General features: G+C 65.0%; 23 protein-coding genes and 1 riboswitch. Of the genes, 14 read left to right on the forward strand and 9 right to left on the reverse strand.

Features of this window, described 5'->3' with window-relative positions:
* Nucleotides 1-508: 508 nt before the first annotated feature.
* The 3 genes from I5803_RS05700 (at nucleotide 509) to nrdR (ending at nucleotide 3,217) form a co-directional block, all read left to right on the forward strand.
* Complete coding sequence (locus tag I5803_RS05700) at nucleotides 509-1,318, forward strand: lytic transglycosylase domain-containing protein (RefSeq protein ID WP_196985421.1); 810 nt, start codon at nucleotides 509-511, stop codon at nucleotides 1,316-1,318.
* 25 nt (nucleotides 1,319-1,343) lie between these two features.
* Nucleotides 1,344-1,482, forward strand: a riboswitch (ZMP/ZTP riboswitch).
* A 36-nt stretch (nucleotides 1,483-1,518) separates the two neighbouring features.
* Nucleotides 1,519-2,763 (forward strand): serine hydroxymethyltransferase, encoded by a 1,245-nt coding sequence (gene glyA, locus I5803_RS05705; RefSeq protein ID WP_196985422.1) that lies wholly within the window; start codon nucleotides 1,519-1,521, stop codon nucleotides 2,761-2,763.
* A gap of 4 nt (nucleotides 2,764-2,767) precedes the next feature.
* The gene (nrdR, locus tag I5803_RS05710) at nucleotides 2,768-3,217 is read left to right on the forward strand and encodes a transcriptional regulator NrdR (protein WP_196985423.1); all 450 of its coding nucleotides are present in this window, start codon (nucleotides 2,768-2,770) and stop codon (nucleotides 3,215-3,217) included.
* Nucleotides 3,218-3,220: 3 nt separating this feature from the next.
* Here the strand turns inward: nrdR and I5803_RS05715 are convergent, their stop codons facing one another.
* The 7 genes from I5803_RS05715 to I5803_RS05745 form a co-directional block, all read right to left on the reverse strand.
* The gene (locus I5803_RS05715) at nucleotides 3,221-3,823 is read right to left on the reverse strand and encodes a GspH/FimT family pseudopilin (protein WP_196985424.1); all 603 of its coding nucleotides are present in this window, start codon (nucleotides 3,821-3,823) and stop codon (nucleotides 3,221-3,223) included.
* Between the two features lie 77 nt (nucleotides 3,824-3,900).
* The gene (locus tag I5803_RS05720) at nucleotides 3,901-4,455 is read right to left on the reverse strand and encodes a GspH/FimT family pseudopilin (RefSeq protein WP_196985425.1); all 555 of its coding nucleotides are present in this window, start codon (nucleotides 4,453-4,455) and stop codon (nucleotides 3,901-3,903) included.
* Nucleotides 4,456-4,459: 4 nt separating this feature from the next.
* Nucleotides 4,460-7,543: a pilus assembly protein gene (locus tag I5803_RS05725; protein ID WP_196985426.1), complete on the reverse strand. Its 3,084-nt coding sequence runs from the start codon at nucleotides 7,541-7,543 to the stop codon at nucleotides 4,460-4,462.
* A gap of 20 nt (nucleotides 7,544-7,563) precedes the next feature.
* Nucleotides 7,564-8,043, reverse strand: coding sequence for a pilus assembly PilX family protein (locus I5803_RS05730; protein WP_231402343.1), 480 nt, complete (start codon nucleotides 8,041-8,043; stop codon nucleotides 7,564-7,566).
* Entirely contained in the window at nucleotides 8,040-9,206 is a 1,167-nt protein-coding gene (locus I5803_RS05735; protein ID WP_196988470.1) for a PilW family protein, read from the reverse strand. Before I5803_RS05735 ends, I5803_RS05730 begins: the two co-directional genes overlap by 4 nt.
* The gene (gene pilV, locus I5803_RS05740; protein WP_196985427.1) at nucleotides 9,203-9,757 is read right to left on the reverse strand and encodes a type IV pilus modification protein PilV; all 555 of its coding nucleotides are present in this window, start codon (nucleotides 9,755-9,757) and stop codon (nucleotides 9,203-9,205) included. Before pilV ends, I5803_RS05735 begins: the two co-directional genes overlap by 4 nt.
* Nucleotides 9,758-9,762: 5 nt before the next feature.
* Nucleotides 9,763-10,146 (reverse strand): type IV pilin protein, encoded by a 384-nt coding sequence (locus I5803_RS05745; RefSeq protein WP_196985428.1) that lies wholly within the window; start codon nucleotides 10,144-10,146, stop codon nucleotides 9,763-9,765.
* A 145-nt stretch (nucleotides 10,147-10,291) separates the two neighbouring features.
* Here I5803_RS05745 and ribD point away from each other — a divergent pair, with 145 nt between their 5' ends.
* The 11 genes from ribD to tolA are packed head-to-tail and all read left to right on the forward strand — an operon-like array spanning nucleotide 10,292 to nucleotide 19,661.
* Nucleotides 10,292-11,401, forward strand: a complete 1,110-nt coding sequence (gene ribD, locus I5803_RS05750; protein WP_196985429.1) for a bifunctional diaminohydroxyphosphoribosylaminopyrimidine deaminase/5-amino-6-(5-phosphoribosylamino)uracil reductase RibD — start codon at nucleotides 10,292-10,294, stop codon at nucleotides 11,399-11,401.
* 21 nt (nucleotides 11,402-11,422) lie between these two features.
* On the forward strand, nucleotides 11,423-12,064 hold the full coding sequence (locus I5803_RS05755; protein WP_196985430.1) for a riboflavin synthase: 642 nt from the start codon (nucleotides 11,423-11,425) through the stop codon (nucleotides 12,062-12,064).
* On the forward strand, nucleotides 12,061-13,188 hold the full coding sequence (gene ribBA, locus I5803_RS05760; protein WP_196985431.1) for a bifunctional 3,4-dihydroxy-2-butanone-4-phosphate synthase/GTP cyclohydrolase II: 1,128 nt from the start codon (nucleotides 12,061-12,063) through the stop codon (nucleotides 13,186-13,188). The genes I5803_RS05755 and ribBA overlap by 4 nt, the downstream gene beginning before the upstream one ends.
* 21 nt (nucleotides 13,189-13,209) lie before the next feature.
* Nucleotides 13,210-13,674, forward strand: a complete 465-nt coding sequence (gene ribH, locus I5803_RS05765; RefSeq protein WP_196985432.1) for a 6,7-dimethyl-8-ribityllumazine synthase — start codon at nucleotides 13,210-13,212, stop codon at nucleotides 13,672-13,674.
* The gene (gene nusB, locus I5803_RS05770; protein WP_196985433.1) at nucleotides 13,671-14,165 is read left to right on the forward strand and encodes a transcription antitermination factor NusB; all 495 of its coding nucleotides are present in this window, start codon (nucleotides 13,671-13,673) and stop codon (nucleotides 14,163-14,165) included. The genes ribH and nusB overlap by 4 nt, the downstream gene beginning before the upstream one ends.
* 8 nt (nucleotides 14,166-14,173) lie before the next feature.
* Nucleotides 14,174-16,042 carry a polysaccharide deacetylase family protein gene (locus I5803_RS05775; RefSeq protein ID WP_196985434.1) on the forward strand — a complete coding sequence of 623 codons (1,869 nt, stop codon included), beginning with the start codon at nucleotides 14,174-14,176 and terminating at the stop codon, nucleotides 16,040-16,042.
* Nucleotides 16,043-16,070: 28 nt separating this feature from the next.
* Nucleotides 16,071-17,255: a pyridoxal phosphate-dependent aminotransferase gene (locus I5803_RS05780; RefSeq protein WP_196985435.1), complete on the forward strand. Its 1,185-nt coding sequence runs from the start codon at nucleotides 16,071-16,073 to the stop codon at nucleotides 17,253-17,255.
* A gap of 5 nt (nucleotides 17,256-17,260) precedes the next feature.
* Entirely contained in the window at nucleotides 17,261-17,662 is a 402-nt protein-coding gene (gene ybgC / locus I5803_RS05785; protein WP_196985436.1) for a tol-pal system-associated acyl-CoA thioesterase, read from the forward strand.
* The gene (tolQ, locus tag I5803_RS05790; RefSeq protein WP_196985437.1) at nucleotides 17,659-18,351 is read left to right on the forward strand and encodes a protein TolQ; all 693 of its coding nucleotides are present in this window, start codon (nucleotides 17,659-17,661) and stop codon (nucleotides 18,349-18,351) included. The genes ybgC and tolQ overlap by 4 nt, the downstream gene beginning before the upstream one ends.
* A complete protein-coding gene (locus tag I5803_RS05795) occupies nucleotides 18,352-18,780 on the forward strand; it encodes an ExbD/TolR family protein (protein ID WP_196985438.1) in 429 nt (142 codons plus the stop codon). It abuts the gene before it with no gap.
* Between the two features lie 2 nt (nucleotides 18,781-18,782).
* The gene (tolA, locus tag I5803_RS05800) at nucleotides 18,783-19,661 is read left to right on the forward strand and encodes a cell envelope integrity protein TolA (protein ID WP_196985439.1); all 879 of its coding nucleotides are present in this window, start codon (nucleotides 18,783-18,785) and stop codon (nucleotides 19,659-19,661) included.
* A gap of 17 nt (nucleotides 19,662-19,678) precedes the next feature.
* On the opposite strand, the gene I5803_RS05805 is transcribed toward tolA, so the two are convergent.
* Both I5803_RS05805 and I5803_RS05810 read right to left on the reverse strand, forming a co-directional pair.
* Nucleotides 19,679-20,662 (reverse strand): NAD(P)H-dependent flavin oxidoreductase, encoded by a 984-nt coding sequence (locus I5803_RS05805; RefSeq protein ID WP_196985440.1) that lies wholly within the window; start codon nucleotides 20,660-20,662, stop codon nucleotides 19,679-19,681.
* Nucleotides 20,663-20,683: 21 nt separating this feature from the next.
* Nucleotides 20,684-22,474 carry an acyl-CoA dehydrogenase gene (locus I5803_RS05810; RefSeq protein WP_196985441.1) on the reverse strand — a complete coding sequence of 597 codons (1,791 nt, stop codon included), beginning with the start codon at nucleotides 22,472-22,474 and terminating at the stop codon, nucleotides 20,684-20,686.
* Nucleotides 22,475-22,490: the final 16 nt, after the last annotated feature.

Genomic DNA, 22,490 nt, shown 5'->3' on the forward strand with positions numbered 1-22,490 from the left:
GTGAAATTAGGCGACCCAGGGGGTCTTTTCAAGGCACCTTTCTTAATGGCGGTTCGAGGCGTGATTGGAAGCCTTGCATTGACATCGTGCCTCAGCAGCGACCCACAATCTTGAATACAGTCCGCAATTCCGCGCGCCCAAAGCCGCGCCAGCGCTGGATCCAGTCCTGCGGATGTAAGCGCTTGTCTGACAGAGAAAGCGCCATTCGGCCGACAGGGAATGGCAGAGGCACACGGGTAAATTAGCTTTTCAACATGTAAATATTGAATTAAAACTCTATTTTATATTCTTGACTTGTTATTAGGCAGGCCCCTAGAATTCGCCCGTCCCCTGCAAAAGCACTAGGGACAACCCGAATCCGCTGCCTAACCCGGCTAAGTCGAATCGAGGCGACGAGTCCAGCAGGACTCCCCACGAATCGATGGCGTACCAATCCAAACGAGGAGTTCCGGAAGTGATGCCGCCCTGCGGTGTTGCAACCTCGCTCCGCGCGTAGAAAGGAAGTGCTATGACAGCGCTAGGAAGAACGGCCGATGGCCTGCGGGCCTTCGCGTCCGATGTTGCCCAGGGCTTTTTCGAGATCACGCACAACGGCTTTGCCCTCGTCGGGCTTGCCACTGTGTTCTGTGCGATCACCCTCACTGCCAGACCTGACCTGCGTCAGGCTGGCGAATCCAAGCTGATGAGCTGGCTCCAGGCGCGCCAGGTCGCTGCCGTGGGCATGCCCATCGAACTGGATGCGATCGACCGCGCCACCGCGGCGAATCCCAAGGACCTGCCCAAGCAGCAGGCCGCCGTGGCCTACTGGCTCAGCAAGAAGTACCGTGTGGCGCCGGAACCCCTCAGCGCACTGGTTGCTGAAGCTTATGACATCGGCAAACGCGAAAAACTGGACCCCACGCTGATCCTCGCGGTGATGGCCATCGAGTCGGGCTTCAATCCGTTCGCGCAGAGCAACGTCGGCGCCCAAGGCCTCATGCAGGTCATGACGGGCGTGCACAAGGACAAATACGAGAACTTCGGCGGCAACCTGGCCGCATTCGACCCGGTGACCAACCTGCGCGTGGGCGTGAAGGTGCTGCAGGAATGTATCCAGCGCGCCGGCGGCCTGCAGGCCGGGCTCAAGTTCTACGTCGGCGCGGGCAACCTCGGCGACGACGGTGGTTATGCGGACAAGGTGATGGCCGAGCATGCGCGCCTCAAACTCGTGTCCTCCGGCCGGGCCGTTCCCCTGCCACCGCCTGCCGTGATCCGCACGGTCGCGCCGATCGAGCCCCCGGCTCCGGCGCTCGAGGAGAAGATCGCCACGGTGTCCTGAGGGCCGTCGCCGCGTCCGCTACACTTGGCGGGTGCGCGACTGGCGATAGGCGCGGCCTCCCCCGGAGGGCCGCGCTGACGTGGACTCCGCGGAATCACCCGCCCAACCACTGGGAAGCGCACCGCCGGTCGCCCGGCGTTCAGCCGTTCGCCTGGGCAGCCCTTGTTTCGCTACAAGGACCACCGTCTAAAAGGACTGCCGTGTACCAACGAAATATCCTCGTCGAGCAAACCGACCCCGAGTTGTGGGCCGCCATCCTGGCCGAAAACAAGCGCCAGGAAGAGCACATCGAGCTGATCGCCAGCGAAAACTACGCCTCCCCGGCCGTGATGGCCGCGCAAGGCACCCAACTCACCAACAAGTACGCCGAGGGCTACCCCGGCAAGCGCTATTACGGCGGCTGCGAGAACGTCGACGTCGCCGAACAACTCGCGATCGACCGCGTGAAGCGGATCTTCGGCGCGGCCGCAGCCAATGTGCAGCCGCATTCCGGCGCCCAGGCCAACGAGGCCGTCTTCCTCGCCTTCCTCAAGCCCGGCGACACGATCATGGGCATGAGCCTCGCCGAGGGCGGCCACCTTACGCACGGCATGGCGCTCAACATGAGCGGCAAGTGGTTCAACGTGGTTTCGTACGGCCTGGACGCCAAGGAGGCCATCGACTACGACGCCATGGAGCGCAAGGCCCACGAGAGCCGGCCCAAGCTGATCATCGCGGGCGCCTCGGCCTATTCGCTGCGCATCGACTTCGAGCGATTCGCCAAGGTGGCGAAGGACGTCGGCGCGATCTTCATGGTGGACATGGCCCACTACGCGGGGCTGATCGCCGCCGGCGAGTACCCGAATCCCGTGCCTTATGCGGACGTGGTGACTTCCACCACGCACAAGAGCTTGCGCGGGCCCCGCGGCGGGTTCATCCTCATGAAGCCCGAGCACGAGAAAGCGATCAACAGCGCGATCTTTCCCGGACTGCAAGGCGGCCCGTTGATGCATGTCATCGCGGCCAAGGCCGTGGCGTTCAAGGAAGCCCTCGAGCCCGAGTTCAAGACCTACCAGCAGCAGGTCGTGAAGAACGCGCGGGTCGTGGCGCAGACGCTGGTAGAGCGCGGACTGCGCATCGTGAGCGGCGGCACCGAAAGCCATGTGATGCTGGTGGACTTGCGCGCCAAGGGCATCACCGGCAAGGAAGCGGAAGCGGTCCTGGGCGATGCGCACATGACGATCAACAAGAACGCGATCCCCAACGACCCGGAAAAGCCGATGGTGACGAGCGGCGTGCGCATCGGCACGCCGGCGATGACGACGCGCGGCTTCAAGGAAGAAGAAGCGCGGATGACGGCCCACCTCGTCGCCGACGTCCTGGACAACCCGCGCGATGCGAACAACATCGCTGCAGTACGGGAAAAGGTGAACGCGCTCACCCGGCGTCTGCCGGTCTATCGCTGATCCCATGAAGTGCCCCTTCTGCAGCAACGCGGACACCCAGGTGGTGGAAACCCGCGTGGCGGAGGACGGGGACTTTATCCGCCGCCGCCGCCAGTGCGCCAGCTGCGAAAAGCGGTTCACCACCTACGAGCGGCCCGACGTAGCCTTCCCTGCCGTGGTGAAGAAGGACGGCCGGCGGATCGACTACGAACGCGCCAAGCTGCTGGCCTCCATGAACCTTGCGCTGCGCAAGCGGCCGGTGAGCACCGACCAGATCGACGGCGCCGTCGAGCGGATCGAGGAGAAGCTCCTCAGCCTCGGCGTTCGCGAAATCCCGTCCAACCGCATCGGCGAACTCGTGATGCGCGAACTGAAGAAGCTCGACAAGATCGCCTATGTCCGCTTCGCCAGCGTCTATCGCAGCTTCGAGGACATCGACGAATTCAAGACGCTGGTGGATGAAGTGAGAAAGTAGGCGTCAGGGGCAGGACGCAAGGGATGCCTTGTGGACACGCGGCCTGCCCGCCGCGTTGATCACGATCTGTCTTCCTTCCGACGCTACGTCCGATTCCGCGCACACCGTCAGTGTGCCCGCCTGGAACCCGCCCCCCACCAGTTTCGTGCCACCCGTCGCCGCGAACGACACGTAACGGGCCACCGTCGCATTGCCCGTGAGCTTGATTCCCCGTGCCAGGGCGCTCGCCCGCTCGATCAAATCTTCGCCCGCATCGCGGACGGCGTTGTCATCGGCGTCGTGGAACACGATCCAGCCTTGCTCCCAACCGCCATCCTCCGCGCACCTTTCCCCGTCCCGGGATTTGCACAGCACGACACGGGAATTGCGCTTGATCGCCTCGGCGCGCGCAAGATGAAGATGCGAAAGGAACGCGTTCGAAGCCGAGGTCAGGCGAACGGATTTGAATACGGACGCCATGGGAGGCAAAGAGACCTTCACCAGGATCGAAGCGATGGCCACGACGATGGCGAGTTCGATGAGCGTGAAGCCGCCCATGCTGGATCGGGGCATGAACCGTGCCGCGCGGAAGCTCGAAATACGGGGAGAGGTATTGAGTTTGTTCATGGCTAAATGATTAGCCAGAACGAACTATTTCACTTCTGAAATTTCACCCAAACGTTTGTGAAAAATTTCCGGCGACCTCAGGGGCACACGCCGTTGCGGCTTGTGTCGACGGACGCCCTCCCGGTGGCGCTGACCTTGACTGTGCGTTCCTGGTTGCCGACAGGTGATGCTCGGCACAACGTGAGCGTCAGTGCGGCAGACAACCCACCCGTCGACTGGAACGCCACGTTATAGGAGCCCCCCGTGAAGTTGTAATCCGCGGACAACGCAGGCTGGACCGAAATGATGGTTTCCCCGGTGGTCACCAGTGCGTCGTTGTTCGCGTCGTTGAAGACGATCCATCCCTGCTGCCACGTGCCTGAGGTCGCGCAGCTCGTTCCATTGGAAGAGCGGCACACACGCACAACCGAGTTTCGCTTGATCGCCTCGCTTCTGGCCAGCATCGCGCTGGACACGAAGGTGTTCGCATAGCTCGTCAGCTTGTTGCTCAGCAAGGCCGAGTTGAACGAGGGGCCGGCGAATGCCGCGAGGATCGCGATGATGGCCATCGCGACCATCAGCTCGATCAGCGTGAAGCCGCGCACCCGCGCCGGGCGCACGGGCGTGTGATCGAGCGATGGGTACTGCGGCATCGTCTTACTTCTGGATATACCAGTAGAGACGGTTCTTCGGCTGGATCACCGAGCTGAGCGAACCGGGCTTGGAACCCTGCAAGGCGGAATCCTTGCTGCACCCGATGCAGAACGGCACGGTGGTTCCGTCATCCAGCGTCACTTGTCCCGCGACCGGCGAAGGCGGGAGGCCGTCGCCCGCGACGTCTTCGTAGCGATTGTTGGTCCCGTTGGCCGATGCGGCATCCAGGTAGTTGACTTTGTACAGCAAGGTGGTGCCTAAGTTAGACGCACAGGTATTGGCGCCGGCGACCGCTGGCTGGTGCGTGCTGAAGTTCACTGTACCGAACAATGTCACGGCAGTCGTGACCACCTGCTCCGTGCTGTGGAGTGCCAGATACCAGCCCTTCTTCGTCGCCAGCTGAGCAGCCGTCGGCGTCGTGTTGTCGGTGATTCCATATAGGGAAGCCTTGCAGAAAGCGGTGCCGGAGATGCAATTGGCGGTGTCCGTGCTCCAGGCAGCGTCGCTGGGCTTGTCCTTGATCATGAAGAAGTAGTTCGTGACGGAGGCAGCGGACGCGTAATAGTTCAGCGGCTTTTCCCGATCCCCCGAGCCCAGCATGACGTAGTAGAAATTGCTGTCAGTCGTCACCACACTGGGCGCGAACATGAACTTGCGCGGGGCGGTACAGGAGGCCACGGTGTCGCAGCCAAGGCTGGCGATCTTCGTGATGGTCCACGTGGCAGTGCCGCCAGTGCCGAAAGTCATGCGATAAACGTTGCCACCGAGGTCGGCCGTGTAGGCATACTGGATCTTGCCCGCGGTATCGACAACGAGTGTCGAGTCCGCCACCACGGCGCGGTCCGTATCGAATGCGCGGGCGACAGCACCTGTATCCGCGTCGAGCACATAGACCTTGTTGCCTTTCGTGCTGCTGGTGCACGCATGGTTCGCGCCGCCCGTCGTCAGCGAGTCAGTGTCCTCGCAGGTGTCGTAGCCGCCACCCATGATCATCAGCGGCGCCGTGCCGGAGCCGTAACCCGTGGCATACATGGTCTTGAGCGATGACCAAGTCTGGCCCACGCCGGACATGTCGGTCGTGCAACCGGTATCGTTCGCGGCATTCGGGCAACCGATACGCCACTTGAAGGTGGGGGTGGAGGGTGTCGTACCCGTCGCGGTCACGTCGAATGCATAGATAGACCGGCCACCACGGCGCATTGTGCCGTACAGAATCACTTTCGAGGAACCGCCGACGGTTCCCTTGAAGGCCGTGATCGGGCCATCCATGCCGTAGTTCTTCGCCGCGGGCGTCGGCGTGCCTGCGCTATTGCCCGGGAAGCTGATGCGGGTCGTGTTGTCCCGCAGGCGCTTGATCGATCCGTAGAACTCGGGCGGCATGAAGGCCCACATCTCGCCACCGGCAGGGATGCTCCCGATCGCCGCAGTCCGGTTGCCGTTCACCGCGCGAAGCATGCCGTCGTTGGCCCCATAGAACACACCCACCACCGGCGAAGCATCCGTTCCGAAATTCACCGCAACCGGCCTCGAGTGGACAACGTCCCCGTGGATGGACAAGCGCCTGCCCGTTCCGCTGCCGTCCTGGTTTTCATCGTCCTTGTTGTCGGCACCGATGGCCCAGCTGATGATGTTGTCGCGCTCCGTCGTGCTGGCCGCCCCGAGCTGGGCTTGCGTCACGTTGGCACTGCTGAAGTCGACCAGTGCACTGCTGCCCTGGCAACTGGACATCGTCGCGCTGCAAGTTTTGACGATGCGCGATGTGTTGGCTCGCAACTTGTACGCTTGCGCGCCCTTTTCCACGACGTTGCCGTCCGGATAGTTCGATGCATTGGAGTTGGCTACCGTGAGACACCCTCCCTGCGGCCGGAATGTCCATTCGGTGTCCACCGTGGATGGCGTCCAGAAACTTCGGGCGCACTCCGTGATGAACCCTGTCGTGGTGTTGATGGCCGATTTGCTGTCGGCGTCCTGGGTCTCGATGTTCACCCCGCCCAGCTTGTACTGCTTCAGGTTGCCCGCCCATCGCGGGTTGCCATCCTGGTCCGGCCGGAACATCCCGATGTAGACCTGGTTGATGTACTGCCCCTGGGTGTTCACGCTGACTGGCAAGCTCACCGATGCGAACACGCTGTTCACCGACTGGATTTCCGACAGGATGTCATTGAGCGCATCCAGGATCTGGCTGCCCGTGCTGGCCACGTCGAAGTACTTGCCCAGCGAAACCCCGGCCATGCTCTTCAGCAATGCGGTCCAGCCGGGGCCCTGGCCCGTGGTCACCTTGTTCACGTCCAGTGTGTAGGTCGTGATGCCGTAGCTGCTCGTGCGCATGAAACGGGCCCACTCGTCCGCGTAGTTGTCCTGCGAGCCGCTGGGGTTCAACGTGATCTGCGAAATGCTGCCGCCAGCTGCGGTGAGTGCGCTTCCAGTGTGGCTTAGGTCCGACGCATTGTCTTGTGCGGCGCCGTTGCTCACGAAAATGATGTAGTTCTTACCGCAACTTCCGGACACGATGGGACTCGTGTAAGTCGTTCCGGTCTTGCTTCCCAATGCGTTCGCCGCAAGGGCATAGACGGCATTCGATGCCACGGTCCCACTTGTATTGCCTGTGTAGTCAGCCTTGTTCTTGTTGTTACCTGCCCAAGGGGTGCCCGCGGAAAAATACTTGTAGGCCTCCTCCATCGCCAGCGCGGCCTTGCCGCCGTTGGACTTGTCCGCGGTCTGGTCGATGCTGGCGACCAGCGCCGAATATTTTCCCTTGTTGGTGGCATCCATCGTCCGCATGGCGGCCCTAATGTATCCGCCGTCGTTGCCGCTGTTGCCACCGCCCGTCTCTGTGAACAACATGATGCCGATGCGAAACTTGTTCACCGGCAGGGCGTCGAACACCGACTTCAATGCCGCCATTTCATTGGTGAATGCGCTGTTCCAGTTGGCGGTGTTGTCGATGATGAACAACACGTTGGGCATGTCCGTCGAATTCGAGGGAGTTGCCCCCACGAACAGGTCGATGTCCTCGGCGTGCGCCGTGAACTGGCACAGCACCAGTGCCATCGCCGTCAGCATTGCCTTGATTGAAAATCGTCGCATTTAGAAGCTCCTTGTACCTGTCACGGGCAAACTGCGGTTTTCTGCGTATCCGTCAGCAGGACGCGCACGCCCTGCCTGACGATGACCTTCGCACCGGTAAGTGCGTCCGAAACGGTCGCCTGCAAATCCCACTCGGTATTCCATTTGGCCGACGACGTCAGCGCTGCGCCAAGCTCCACGTCGCTGGGCCCGCCTGTCGTCGACGCGGTCGCGCGCGCGCACACCGGTTGCGCGATATCCACCGAGTAATCGGTGGTGCCATCCTTGTTCAGGTCTACGTTGATTGCTTGCGCCACTGGCGAGTCCGTGAATGCCGAACTCGTCACCAGTTCCAACGCCTCGTTCGCGGCGGCCAGGGACTCGTCTCGCGCCTGCATGTTTCCCACCGATTTCATGTTGGACGAACTGAGGGTAAAGGCATTCACCACGATGAGCGTGATGAGCACGATCATGATCAGCCCGATGATGAGCGTCGCGCCGCGCTGGGCAGATCGCATCATGGCGTCTCCCTCCGCGATGAGACGTTGGTCAGCCGGATCGTTTGCATGAATAGATGCCGTTTGTATCCGTCATTGAACGGCCCCATCTTGTCCGCCGCCGTCGGGCAGCTACTGGCCAGGCAATAAGCCTTACCGTCTATGAAGTTTGGCGACTTGTTTTCGCTTCGGACCAGCAAGTAGACCTTCACGGCCACAGCGTTCATCAACTGTGCGACGGTACAGGGGGCTGCGGTCGTGCATCGTATGTAGGCCCCATCCGGCAATCCGTCGCCACGGTTCGTCGGAGAATTGAGATTGGCGTTATTGGCCCAGATGACCGCCTGCGTGAAGTTGGCGGCCGCGCCGCTGTCGCTCACATTGTCGACGCCGATCTCGACACGAAAACCCTCAACGCCTTCCACGACCGCTTGTGCAGCGGGGAAGCTGGTTCCGTTCCATTGAGATCGCATGAGAGTGGGAATTCCGTCGCCCGCCGTGACAGCGTAGTCCCGGATGTAATACATGTTCGAGACGAACCTGTACAAATCCGCGGTCGTCGTGCAATCGCGCTTTTTCAGCGTGAACGTGTCCGTTCCAATGATGGAAACCGTCGTCGTGTAGTTAACGGAGGTCGTTGTCGTGCACAGAGCTTCCTGGAAGTAAACATCTCCGACGACTTGTGCTGGGCAATTGGTGTCCACGCCGGCGATGCAGGTCTCCGCATGGCGGACGAAGAGGACGTCGGTGTTCGGCTGGGGGTTCAGCACCCTCGTCGCACACACAGAAAGTGTCGGTGACGGAACGGGCGAAGGAATTTCGTAGGCCTGCACCGGGATACCCAGCAGGTTCGTCTTGTAGGGGTCGCCCCAAATGGCCAGCGAAACACAGGGGTTGGGTATGCCCGTGGGTACGTCGGTCGGCACGGCCGTATTGGTCAGGTCGTCGAACTTGGGCACATGCCCCGCCCAGAACCCCGCGTGGCCGAGATCCGCAGTCAACATCTGCACGGCGAACCGCCCGTTCTCGATGATGCGGTTGGTCTTGCTCAACTCACTGTTGTTGCGATTGACATTGATCAGCAGCGACACCAGGGCGATCGCGATGAACAGCCCGATCACGAGCGACACCATCAACTCGATCAGGCTGAAGCCCGACTGCGCGCGAAGGCGTTGGACCCGGTTCATAGCGTCGCTATCCGCACGAGCGTGGTCACGACCCGGCGGCACAAGTCGTTGATGCAGGGCGTCCCGGGCGAGTCGTACGCATTGGCGCCACATGCCACCGACGTCGGCGGCGCGGAGATCGGGGTCATGCCCTGCCACGCCACGGTGATCATGTAGTCGGAACCGACCAGTTCCACGCAGCCCCGGCCGCCGATCATGGCGCCGACCTTGGAGGTACCGGACGTTTCGGCCGCGCCCTGCAGGGCCTGACACCACTCGCCCAGGTCGCGCTGCACGGTAGTCGATGTCGTGGTCGGACAGGTCACGGGGGTTCCAGTCGGCGACGTCGCCGCGATGACGTAGCTCGATGCATTGTTCCGGTTGACGGCAATGCGATTGGCCATGTCGTTGAGCAGCAGCAACGCCTGGCTGCGCTGGTAGGACTCGAGTTCGGAGGTCTGCATGCGCACCTGCAGACCGGCCATCCCCAGCAACCCGAAGGCGATGATCACCATCGTGACCAGGATTTCGACCATGGATGCGCCAGCCTGGCGCGAAGAGATACTGCGCATGGCTCTCACCACTTGGAAGCGGGCGCCTTGACCCCGGAGCTGTTGAGCGTCAGGTTGCCGTCGCTCGCCTGGGTGCCGATGGCCGTGAAGGTGATCGTGAAAGTCGATGTGGCGGTCGTGATGCTGGGCGTGTACTTGGCGCTGAGGTCGCTGGGGAAGCCGTATCCCGCCGTCGTCAGCGTGCTGTAAGAGGCATAGGCCCGGTTGGCCAGCAGATACTGCTGCTCGCGATTGGCGAGGTCCATCATCTGGGCCTGCGCCGCGCGGCGCACGCCCTTCTTGATATGGCTGGTGTAAGAAGGGTAGGCGATGCTCGTCAGGACCGCGACGATCGCCACCGCGATCATCAGTTCGATCAGCGTGAAACCCCTCGTCTTGACGTGATGCATGCCCGATCCTCTAGTCATCATGAATGGGCCGAACCATAACCGGGCCGGTCCCCGGCGCCATCGCCCGCCCGACAACCGGTCGGCTTGCCGCGCCAAGTGGCTCGCGCGGCGTGACATCCGTCGCATTGCAGCAAAATAAGCCGCCATGCAACCCACCGACATCTGGATGAACCGGGCCCTGGCGCTCGCCGTGAAGGCCATCGGCCTGTCCGACCCCAACCCCCGGGTCGGCTGCGTCCTCGTGTCGGCGGATGGCGAACTCCTGGGCGAGGGTCATACCCAGGCGGCCGGACAGGCTCACGCGGAAATCATGGCCTTGAGGGACGCCGCGGCCCGGGGCCGCACAGTGAAGGGCGCCACGGCGTACGTCACGCTGGAGCCCTGCTCGCACCACGGCCGCACCGGGCCCTGCTGCGACGCGCTTGCCGCCGCGGGCGTTTCGAAGGTGGTCGCCTCCCTGCCCGACCCCAACCCCCTCGTCGCCGGCCAGGGTTTTGCGCGCCTGCGAGCCGCGGGCGTCCGGGTGGAAACCGGCCCAGGCGCTGCCGAGTCGCGCGAACTCAATATCGGGTTCTTCAGCCGCATGGTGCGCCGCACCCCCTGGGTCCGCCTGAAGATCGCCGCTTCGCTGGACGGCCGCACCGCGCTGAACAATGGCGCCAGCCAGTGGATCACTTCCGAGGCGGCCCGGGCGGACGGCCATGCCTGGCGCTCCCGCGCCAGCGCCGTACTGACGGGAATCGGCACCGTGCTGGAGGACAACCCCCGCCTGGATGTCCGCCGGGTCCCCGTGGGGCGCCAGCCGGACGTCGTGATCGTCGACAGCCGCCTTGAGATTCCGGTCGATTCGCTGATCCTGCAACCCGCACGGCGCAAGCTGGTCTATTGCGCGGCGCACTCGCAGGAGCGCCAGGCGGCGCTGGAAGCCGCTGGGGCGACCGTCGTCCACCTGCCGGGCCCCGGCGGAAAAGTAGACCTCGCGGCCATGCTGTCGGACCTCGCCTCGCGCGAGGTCAACGAACTGCACGTCGAGGCCGGCCACAAGCTCAATGGCTCGCTGATCCGGGAGGGCCTCGTCGACGAATTGCTCGCCTACTTCGCCCCCAAGCTGCTGGGGGAAGGGCGCGGAATGGCGAATTTCGGGCCGCTCACTTCCCTGTCCGAGGCGCTGGAGCTGGAGTTTTTCTCCACCGAACGCATCGGCTCCGACCTGCGAATCCTCGCCCGTATTCCCGGCCGGGACAGCTTCCATTGATTTCCCTGCGAAAATGCGGGGATGTTCACCGGAATCATCACCGGCGTGGGGCGCATCGCCGCCGTCCACGACCTGGGTAGCTCTTTGCAGCACGGCAAGCGCCTTCAAATCGAATGCCCTGCCGGCTACCTCGATGACGTGGGCCTCGGCGACAGCATCGCGCTCAACGGCGCCTGCATGACGGTCACGCGCCTGGAGCCCGCGCAGCGCCGGTTCGACATCGAAATCTCTGCCGAATCCCTGGACAAGACGGCGGGCCTGGCCGAGCCGGGCCCCATCAACCTCGAAAAAGCCCTGCGCGCCCACGACCGCCTGGGCGGCCACATCGTCGCCGGCCACGTCGATGGCGTGGGCTCGGTGACGCGCTTCGCGCAGGTCGGGGAAAGCTGGGAGCTGCGTGTGCTCGCACCCCGGAGCCTTGCCAAATACCTCGCGTACAAGGGCTCGATCACGGTCAACGGCGTCAGCCTCACCGTCAACTCCACGACCGACAGCGACCGCGGCTGCGAGATCAGCATCAACCTCATTCCCCACACCGTGGAAAACACCGCCCTGCACGCCTTGCGCGAAGGCAGCCGGGTGAACCTCGAAATCGACCTGATCGCGCGTTACGTCGAGCGGATGCTCGCGGCCGGCGCGATCCCCTTGAAAGCCCCCGAATGACAGCCCTCTCCAGCGGAACCGCCGTTCCCATCTCGCCGGTGGAGGACATCGTCGCCGACATGCGCGCGGGGCGCATCGTCATCCTGGTCGACGAGGAAGACCGCGAGAACGAGGGCGACCTGGTGCTCGCCGCGGAGCACGTCAATGCCGAAGCGATCAACTTCATGGCCCGTTTCGGCCGCGGCCTGATCTGCCTTACGCTCACCCGCGAACGCTGCGAGCGCCTGCGCCTGCCCCCCATGGCCACGCGCAACGGGACCAAGCACGCCACGGCCTTCACGGTTTCGATCGAAGCGGCCGAAGGCGTGACGACAGGCATCTCCGCCGCCGACCGCGCACGCACTGTGCAAGCCGCCGTGGCGAAGGATGCGCGCGCCGAAGACCTCGTGCAGCCCGGCCACATCTTTCCGCTGCAGGCGGTGGACGGCGGCGTGCTGATGCGCGCCGGGCACACCGAAGCAGGCTGCGACCTCGCCGCGATGGCCGGCCTCACGCCCGCCGCCGTCATCTGCGAAATCATGAAGGACGACGGCACCATGGCGCGCCTGCCGGACCTGCAGGTGTTCGCAGCGGAGCACGGCCTGAAGATCGGCACCATCGCCGACCTGATCGAACACCGCAGCCGCCACGACACGCTCGTCGAGAAAATCGGCGAGCGTCCGCTGCAGACGGCGTATGGCGAATTCACCGCCCACGCGTTCAAGGACAAACCCAGCCAGGGCCTGCACCTCGCGCTCGTGCGCGGCAAGTGGTCGCCGCAGGATTCGGTGCCGGTACGAGTCCACGAACCCCTGTCCGTGCTGGACGCGCTGGAGGTCAACCGCTCCATGCACTCGTGGGGCCTGGACGCCAGCCTGAAGCACATCGCGGCGCAGGGCCAGGGCGTGGCCGTGCTGCTCAATTGCGGCGAGGACGCCCACCAGCTGCTCGCGCAGTTCGAAGGCACCGCCCGCCCCTCGCAGGCGCCGGAGCGCGGCCGCATGGACCTGCGCACCTACGGCATTGGCGCGCAGATCCTGCGCGAATGCGGCGTGCACCGGATGCACCTCATGGGCAACCCGCGCCGCATGCCCAGCATGGCCGGCTACGGGCTCGAGATCACCGGGCACATCGCCCCGAAATAATTTCAAGGAAAGACACCATCCATGTTCGGCGCAGACAAGGGCCAGTCCGGCCCGCTCGACGGTAAAGGCCTGTGCATCGGCATCGTGCAGGCACGCTTCAACGAATCCGTCACGGACGCGCTCGCGCGCGCCTGCCTGGAGGAACTCGCAGCGCTGGGCGTTGCCGCGGGCGACATCGAACACGTGAAAGTGCCGGGCGCACTGGAAGTGCCGGTGGCCCTGCAGGCGATGGCGGAAAAGGACCGCTACGACGCACTCATCGCGCTCGGCTGCATCATCCGCGGCGAGACCTACCACTTCGAGCTGGTCGCCAATGAATCGGCGGCCGGTGTGACGCGCATCTCGCTGGATTACCAGCTGCCCATCGCCAACGTGATCCTCACCACGGAGAACATGGAGCAGGCGGTCGCCCGCCAGGTGGACAAGGGCCGCGACGGCGCGCGCGTGGCCGTCGAGATGTGCAACCTGCTGGACGAGCTCGGATGAGCGCCGACAAGCGCACGTCCACCGGCGCCCGCAAGGCGTCGTCCAAATCGTCCCGCAGCCGCGCACGCGAATTCGCGCTGCAGGCGCTCTACCAATATCTCGTCGGGCGCAACGACGCGCAGTCCATCGACACCTTCACCCGGGACCTCGCCGGCTTCCACAAGGCCGACTCCGTGCATTACGACGCGCTGCTGCATGGCTGCGTGGACGAGGCAGCGGAACTCGATGCGCTCATCGTCCCGCTGCTGGATCGCAAGCTCGAGGAAATCTCTCCCATCGAACACTCGGTCATGTGGATCGGCGCCTGGGAGTTCAAGCACGCAGCCGACGTTCCGTGGCGCGTGGTACTCAACGAGTGCATCGAACTCGCGAAGGAATTCGGCGGCACGGACGGCCACAAATACGTGAACGCGGTGCTCAACGGCCTCGCGCCGCAGTTGCGCGCCGCGGAGGTGGAAGCGGACAAGGCCAGCGGCAAAGCCAAGGGCTGACCGCCGCGATGCCCAAGCTCCTGCACAGCCGCGCAGTCTGGCTGGCGTTGCTGGCTGCGGCCCTCGTGGCGGCCGTATTGCTGCTTCGGCACGCGCTCGATCCGGTGCTGCGCATTCCCGGCCTGTCCGGTCCGCCGGGCGCTTCCGCACGGATCACCCCGGTTTCGGCCCGGCCGCAAGACTTTGCCGTCGGCGGCTCGAGCAGGCTCGCAATCTATCTCACCGACCCTGCATCATCCTGGCTCGGACTCGCCTTCGGCCTCAAGAGCATCGGGGTCCCCTTCATCGTTACGAGCGACGCGCAGGAGGCTGTGCGGCACCGCATGATCCTCGCTTACCCGACGATCTCCGGGGCCCGGGTCGACACGGCGGCATCGCTCGCCTTGCGCCAGCACGTCACGAGCGGCGGCACGCTCGTCGGCTTCGAGGTCCTGGGCGCGGGATTGAACGATCTCTTCGGGCTCGCGGGCGTCGATGCCGTGCAAGGCCGCAAGAAGCTCGCATGGGACCCCGGGGCCGCGGCCCTGTGGGGATTCACCGCCCCCCAGGAGCAGGACATCCCTCTCGTCGGCGCCGGCGCGACGCAAGGCTCGCCGGGCTACGCGATGCGTGTGAGCACCGCCACGGTCATGGCCCGCTTCGAGGACGGGCAGGCTGCGCTGACCTCGCACCACGCAGGCTCCGGCCGCGCCTACGCCATGGGCCTGGACGTCGGCGCCTTCATCGCGTCCACGCAGCAGGGCCGCCGCCAGGGACGCGAATACATCAATGCCTACGAACCCGGCGTGGACCTGCTGCTGCGCTGGATGCGGCAGCTCTACCGCGAAGCGGAGCCGCTCGCCGTGACGCTAGGCACCGTGCCGCAGGACAAATCGCTCAGCGTGGTCCTGACACACGACGTCGACTACAACCAGTCGATCCGCAACGGCCTCGCGTATGCGAAGGCCGAGGCGGCGCAGCAGGTGCGCGCGACGTACTTCATCCAGACGAAGTACGTGCGGGACTGGGTGGACCAGGCCTTCTTCGGTGCGGACGGCATCGCCGGCGTGCGCGCGTTGCAGGGCGAAGGAGCGGAGATCGCGAGCCACTCGGTGTCGCATTCGCCCGTCTTCTCGAAATTCCCGATGGGGACCGGCAGCGAACAGTACCCGACCTATGCGCCATTCGTGCGGTCCCGGGAGCAGACCGAAGGCGGAACGCTCCTCGCGGAGCTTCGCGTGAGCCGGTTCCTGCTCCAGCACGCGGCGCCCGGCAGCGCGGTGGAGGCGTTTCGCCCCGGCTATCTCGAGTACCCCTTTTCTCTCCCCGAAGCCCTGCAGGCGACAAGCTATCGCTACAGCTCGTCGGTCGCTTCCGGCATCGTGCTTTCGCACCTGCCCTTCCAGCTCTCGCACCACCGCGACGGACAGGCGCCGGTTCCTGTATGGGAGTTCCCCATCACGCTCGAAGACGAACGGGTGCGCCCGATGGACACGGCGCTGCTTCCGCGGGCACTGGAGATCGCGCAGCGCCTGTCGGCCTACGGGGGCATGTGCGTGTTGCTCATCCACCCGAACGTGATGGACGACAAGTTGCGCTTCCAGCATTCCTTCGTCGCGCGCATGAAGGAAGCCGGCGCATGGATCGGTCCGCTGGGCGAATTCGCGCGGTGGTGGGAAGCGCGCGACGGGATACAGGCGGACGTCCAGGTGGCCGACGGCACGCCGCGCGTGCTGGTTCGCAGCCCTGCCGCGATCAAGTCACTGCCTCTGCACTTGCCCAAGGGATGGCGCGTCGCCGCGTCCTCGCCGGTGGCCACCACGCCGACCGCCCGCGGCGTCTGGCTGGACCTGCCCGTCGGCGAGACCGCACTGCCTCTCGAAGCCGCCACGCCCTGAGCCCGCCGGGCGTGATCTAATTTCAGCCATGAGAATCGCGAGCCTGATCGAACGCATCGAACCCTTCTACGTCATGGAAGTCGCCAAGGCGGCCTCCCGGCTGGCGCGGGAAGTCGCCCATACCGACCGCCCGATGATCTTCCTGAACATCGGCGAGCCCGATTTCACCGCACCGCCGCTCGTCCAGGAAGCCGCGGCCCGTGCAATCCGCGACGGCGCGACCCAGTACACGCAGGCCACGGGACTCGAGCCGTTGCGCGAGCGCATCAGCCAGTGGTATCGCGACCGCTTCAAGGTCGACGTCTCGCCGAAGCGCATCGTCGTCACGGCGGGCGCGTCCGCCGCGCTGCAGCTGGCATGCCTCGCGCTGATCGAGCGCGGAGAGCGCATCCTGATGCCCGACCCGAGCTACCCGTGCAACTGCCACTTCGTCACCGTCGCGCAGGGCGAGCCGGTGCGCATTCCCGCCACGGCCGCGGAACGCTACCAGCTCACCGCCGCGAAGATCGAGGAGCTCTGGACGGGCAACACGCGAGGCGTGCTGCTGGCCTCCCCGTCCAATCCGACGGGCACCTCCATCCACCCCGACGAACTTCGGCGCATCCACGACGTGGTGAGCCGCAGGGGCGGCGTGACGATGATCGACGAGATCTACCTGGGACTCAGCTACGAAGACACCTTCGGCCACAGCGCGCTGGCGCTGGACGACCAGGTCATCAGCATCAACAGCTTCTCCAAGTACTTCAACATGACCGGCTGGCGCCTGGGCTGGGTCGTCGCGCCGGAACCGGTGGCGCTCGCGATCGAAAAGCTGGCGCAAAACCTCTTCATCTGCCCGAGCGCGATCGCGCAGCACGCCGCCCTGGCCTGCTTCGAACCCGGGAGTCTCGCGGAGTACGAGCGGCGCCGGTCGGAATTCAAGGCGCGCAGGGACTTCTTCATCCCCGAGCTGCAGGCAATGGGCCTCGACGTGCCCGTCATTCCCGACGGCGCCTTCTACGCGTGGGCCGATTGCTCCCGTGCCTGCGAGAAGCTCGGCATCAAGGACAGCTGGGACTTCACTTTCGAAGTCATGAAGCGCGCGCACGTCGCCGTCACGCCGGGCCGTGACTTCGGCGTAGCGGAGACGGGGCACTTCATCCGCTTTTCCACCGCCAACTCCATGGCGCAATTGCGGGAGTCGGCGGCGCGCCTGCGCGCGATGCTCGCCTGATCGCGATGGCTTTCGAGTTCCCCGTCCGCGTCTACTGGGAAGACACCGACGCGGGCGGTATCGTCTTCTACGCGAACTACCTGAAGTTCTTCGAGCGCGCACGCACGGAGTGGCTGCGGTCGCTGGGCATCGAGCAAAGCAGCCTGCGCGAAACGACCGGCGGAATCTTCGTGGTCGGTGAAACTTCCGTCCGCTACCACCGTCCCGCGCGCCTGGACGACGAACTTCTTGTTACCGCCCGCATCGAAGAAAGGGGCCGGGCGTCTCTCATAATTGCCCAGCAGGCCATGGACCGGTCCACCCGCGTCCTGCTTTGCGACGGAACGATCCGCATCGGCTGGGTCGATGCAGCGGGCCTGAAGCCTGCGAGAATCCCGCCCACACTCCTGGAAGCCCTCGAACGATGAATCCGGACCTGTCGATACTGCAACTGGTGCTCAATGCGAGCTGGGTGGTCCAGCTCGTCATGCTGCTGCTGGTCGGCGTGTCGATCTCCAGCTGGGCGGCCATCTTCCGCAAGCTGTTCTCGCTCAAGCGCGTCAACCGCCTGAACGACGACTTCGAAAAGGAGTTCTGGTCCGGCACCAGCCTGAACGACCTGTTCGCGGCGGCCGCGCAGAACGCCAAGCTCGCCGGGCCGATGGAGCGCATCTTCGCCAGCGGCATGCGGGAGTACCAGAAGCTGCGCGAGCGCCGCGTGATCGACACCAGCGCCCTGCTCGACGGCGCGCGCCGCGCGATGCGCGCGAGCTACCAGCGCGAGATGGACGCGATCGAGACGCACCTGTCTTTCCTCGCTTCCGTGGGCTCGGTGTCTCCGTACGTGGGCCTGTTCGGCACGGTCTGGGGCATCATGCACGCCTTCACCGGCCTGGGCGCCTTGCAGAACGTGACGCTCAACACCGTCGCCCCGGGCATCGCCGAGGCACTGGTCGCGACAGCCATCGGCCTCTTTGCCGCCATCCCCGCCGTCGTCGCCTACAACCGCTTCGCGCGCGATATCGACCGGGTGTCCATCCACCTGGAGACCTTCATCGAGGAGTTCTCCAACATCCTGCAGCGCAACTTGGGCGCGCAATCCGCGTCGGGACACTAGATGCCGGCCACCGCCCACCGCGGACGCGGCCACCGCCGCACGATGAGCGAGATCAACATGGTCCCGTTCATCGACGTGATGCTGGTGCTGCTGATCATCTTCATGGTCACCGCGCCGCTGATCACGCCCAGCATGATCGACCTGCCCACGGTCGGCAAGGGCGCCCGCCAGCCGGACCAGGTGATCCAGGTCGTCATCGGCAAGGATGAAGGCCTCGACGTCAAGATCGCCGACAGGACCACGCGCGTGCCCATCGAAGCGATCGCGCCCACCATCCTCCAGGCGCAGGCCGGCAAGCCCGCCGGCAGCAGCGCGGTCGTGATCAGCGCCGACCGCAACGTGAAATACGAGAACGTGGTCAAGGTGATGGACGCATTGCAGCGCGCCGGCGTCCAGCGCGTCGGCCTGTCCGTCCAGCTGGCGAAATAGCGATGCCCGCGAGCAGCGACCGGATCGACTTCTCGCCGCCGCACGAACCCGGCGTCACCCGCGCCTTCGTGCTCGCCGTCATCGCGCACCTGCTGCTCATGGCCGCGCTCACCTGGGGCATCCGCTGGAACCGAGACGTCGAGAACCTGTCCGCCGAAGCCGAGCTCTGGTCGAGCACGCCGCAGCAGGCCGCGCCGAAGCTGGTCGAGCCGCCGCCGCCGCCTCCACCGCCGCCCGAGCCGCAGCAGAAAGTCGAGACGCCCCCGCCCCCGCCCGTCGTCGCGCCCAAGGCGCCCGACATCGCCCTGGAGCGCGAGAAGAAGCGGCAGGAGCTCGCACGCGAGCGGCAGGAAGAACTCGAGCGGCAAAAGAAGATCGAGGCGCGAAAAAGGCAGGAAGACCTCAAGCGCGAACAACTCGCCGCGAAAAAGGAAGCCGACGAGCGCAAGCGCCGCGAGGACGAGCAGAAGCAGGCCAAGGCCCGCAAGCTGCAGCAGGAGGAAGAGAAGCAGCGGCAGGCCAGGCGCGACGAGCAGATCAAGCGCGCGCAGGGCCTCGCCAACGCGACGGGCGGCCCCACTTCGAGCGGCACTGCGCTGCGCTCCAGCGGGCCTTCCGCGAGTTACGCGGGCCGCATCGCGGCACGTATCAAGCCGAACATCGTGTTCACCGATGTGATCTCGGGCAACCCGGCGACGGAGGTCGAGATCCGCGTCGCGCCGGACGGCACCATCGTCGGAAAGCGGCTGCTCGAATCGAGCGGCGTCAAGTCATGGGACGACGCCGTGCTGCGCGCGATCGACAAGACGGAAGTCCTGCCGCGCGACACCGACGGGAGTGTCGTGCCGCGATTCCCGATCCGCTTCCGGCCGCACGACTGAGCGCGGCCGCGGGCCGGTCACGCGGCCGCGAGTTGCTCGCGCGGCAGCAGGCGGCGCTTCGCCTCTTCATACTCGCGGCGCAGGCGCTCCACCAGCGCCCCGGCAGCCACCACTTCCGTCACAGCACCGATGCCCTGGCCGCAGCCCCAGATGTCCTTCCAGGCCTTGGACTTGCTGCCCTCGCCGCCCGCGAAGTTCATCGTCTTCACGTCGCCGTCGGGCAGGTTGTCCGGGTCCATCCCGGCCGCGATGATGGACGGCTTGAGGTAGTTGCCGTGCACGCCGGTGAAGAGGCTCGAATAGACGATGTCGTCGGAGGTCCCGTCGACGATGGCCTGCTTGTACGCGTCGCTCGCGCGCGCCTCGTGCGTGGCGATGAACGCCGAACCGATATACGCGAAGTCCGCGCCCATCGCCTGGCACGCGAGCACCGCGCCGCCGGTGGAGATCGCGCCGCTCAGCGCAATCGGGCCGTCGAACCACTGGCGGATTTCCTGCACCAGCGCGAAGGGACTCTTCACGCCTGCATGCCCGCCCGCGCCGGCGGCAACGGCGATCAGGCCATCCGCGCCCTTCTCGATCGCCTTCTTCGCGAAGGTGTTGTTGATGATGTCGTGCAGCACGATGCCGCCGTAGCTGTGGATCGCGTCGTTCACGTCCGTGCGTGCGCCCAGCGAGGTGATGATCACCGGCACCTTGTACTTCACGACCATCTCCATGTCGTGTTCCAGCCGGTCGTTGCTCTTGTGCACGATCTGGTTGATCGCGAACGGCGCCGCGGGCTTGTCCGGGTGGGCGCGGTTGTACGCAGCCAGCGTCTCGGTGATTTCGTGCAGCCACTCGTCCAGCTGCGCGGCGGGCCGCGCGTTCAGCGCGGGCATCGAGCCGATGATGCCGGCCTTGCACTGCTCGATCACCAGCTTCGGGTTGCTGATGATGAACAGCGGCGAGCCGATCACGGGAAGGGAGAGGTTCTGCAGGGCCTTCGGCAACTTCGACATGTCGGCTTTCTCGGGTGAGGATCAGAACGATTCGAGGGCGAGCGCGGTGACGCTGTCAGCGCCCTCCACGATCGCATCGCGGATGCCCGGCGCCTTCGCCAGGACGTGGTCGGCGTAGAAACGCGCGGTCGCGATCTTGGCCTGCATGAAAGCGCCGTCCTCGCCTTTGGCCAGCAGGTCTTCCGCCACCAGCAGCGAGCGCGCGAGCTGCCAGCCGGCCATCAGGTTTCCTGCCAGCATCAGGTAGGGCACGGAGCCCGCGAACACCGCATTGGGCGAAGCCTTGGTATTGCCGGCAACGAAATCGATGACCTCGACGAACGCGGTGCGGGCCGCGACGAGGCGCTTGTGCACGGCCTTCGCGGCGACGCTGTCGCGCTTCGCGAGTTCCTTCTCGGTCTTCTCGACCTGCGCGGCAATGGCTTTCGCGGTCTGCCCGCCGTCGCGCGCCGTCTTGCGGCCCACGAGGTCGTTGGCCTGGATCGCCGTGGTGCCTTCGTAGATCGTGAGGATCTTCGCGTCGCGGTAGTACTGCGCCGCGCCGGTCTCCTCGATGAAGCCCATGCCGCCGTGGACCTGCACGCCCAGCGAGGTGACTTCCAGGCTCATCTCCGTGCTGTAGCCCTTGACCAGCGGCACCATGAATTCGTAGAAGGCCTGGTTCTGCTGGCGCACTTCCTTGTCCGGATGGTGGTGCGCGGCGTCATAGGCGGATGCCGCTACCGTCGCGAGCGCGCGGCAGCCCTCGGTGGAGGCGCGCATCGTCATCAGCATGCGCTTCACGTCGGGGTGATGGATGATGGGCGCGCTCGCGCTCATCGAGCCGTCCACCGGGCGCGACTGCACGCGGTCCTTCGCGTATTCCACCGCCTTCTGGTAGGCACGCTCCGCGATCGCGATGCCCTGCACGCCCACCGCATAGCGCGCCGCGTTCATCATGATGAACATGTACTCGAGCCCGCGGTTCTCTTGGCCCACGAGGTAGCCGACGGCGCCTCCATGGTCGCCGAACTGCAGGACCGCGGTAGGCGAAGCCTTGATGCCCAGCTTGTGCTCGATGCTCACGCAGTGCACGTCGTTGCGCGCGCCGATCGCGCCGTCCTTGCCCACCATGAACTTCGGCACCACGAAGAGGCTGATGCCCTTCACGCCTTCGGGTGCGCCGGTCACACGGGCGAGCACGAGATGGACGATGTTCTCGGCCATGTCGTGTTCGCCATAAGTGATGAATATCTTCGTGCCGAAGACCTTGTACGAACCGTCGGGTTGCGGTTCCGCGCGCGTGCGCACGAGCGCGAGGTCAGACCCTGCCTGCGGCTCGGTAAGGTTCATCGTGCCCGTCCACTGGCCGCTCACGAGCTTTTCCAGGTAGATGGCCTTGAGCTCGTCGGAGCCGGCGGTGATCAGCGCTTCGATCGCGCCGTCCGTCAGCAGAGGGCACAGGGCGAAGCTCAGGTTCGCGGAGTTGATCATCTCGCCGCAGGCGGCGCCGATGGTCTTCGGCAGGCCCTGCCCACCGAAGTCCTGCGGATGCTGCAAGCCCTGCCAGCCGCCCTCGGCGTACTGCCTGAAGGCTTCCTTGAAGCCGGGTGTCGTCGTGACCTTGCCGTCCTTCCAGCTCGACGGGTTGCGGTCGCCCTCCACGTTGAGCGGGGCGACCACGCCCTCGTTGAACCTGGCGCACTCTTCGAGCACCGCCTGCGCGGTGTCGAAGCCGGCTTCCTCGAAGCCCGGCATCTTCGCGATCTCCCCGATGTTCGCCAGATGCGCGATGTCGAAGAGCATGTCCTTGAGGGGCGCTTTGTAGGTCATCGATGTCTCCCGGCGA

Source organism: Caenimonas aquaedulcis, assembly GCF_015831345.1.
GTDB classification, from domain to species: Bacteria; Pseudomonadota; Gammaproteobacteria; order Burkholderiales; family Burkholderiaceae_C; genus Ramlibacter; species Ramlibacter aquaedulcis.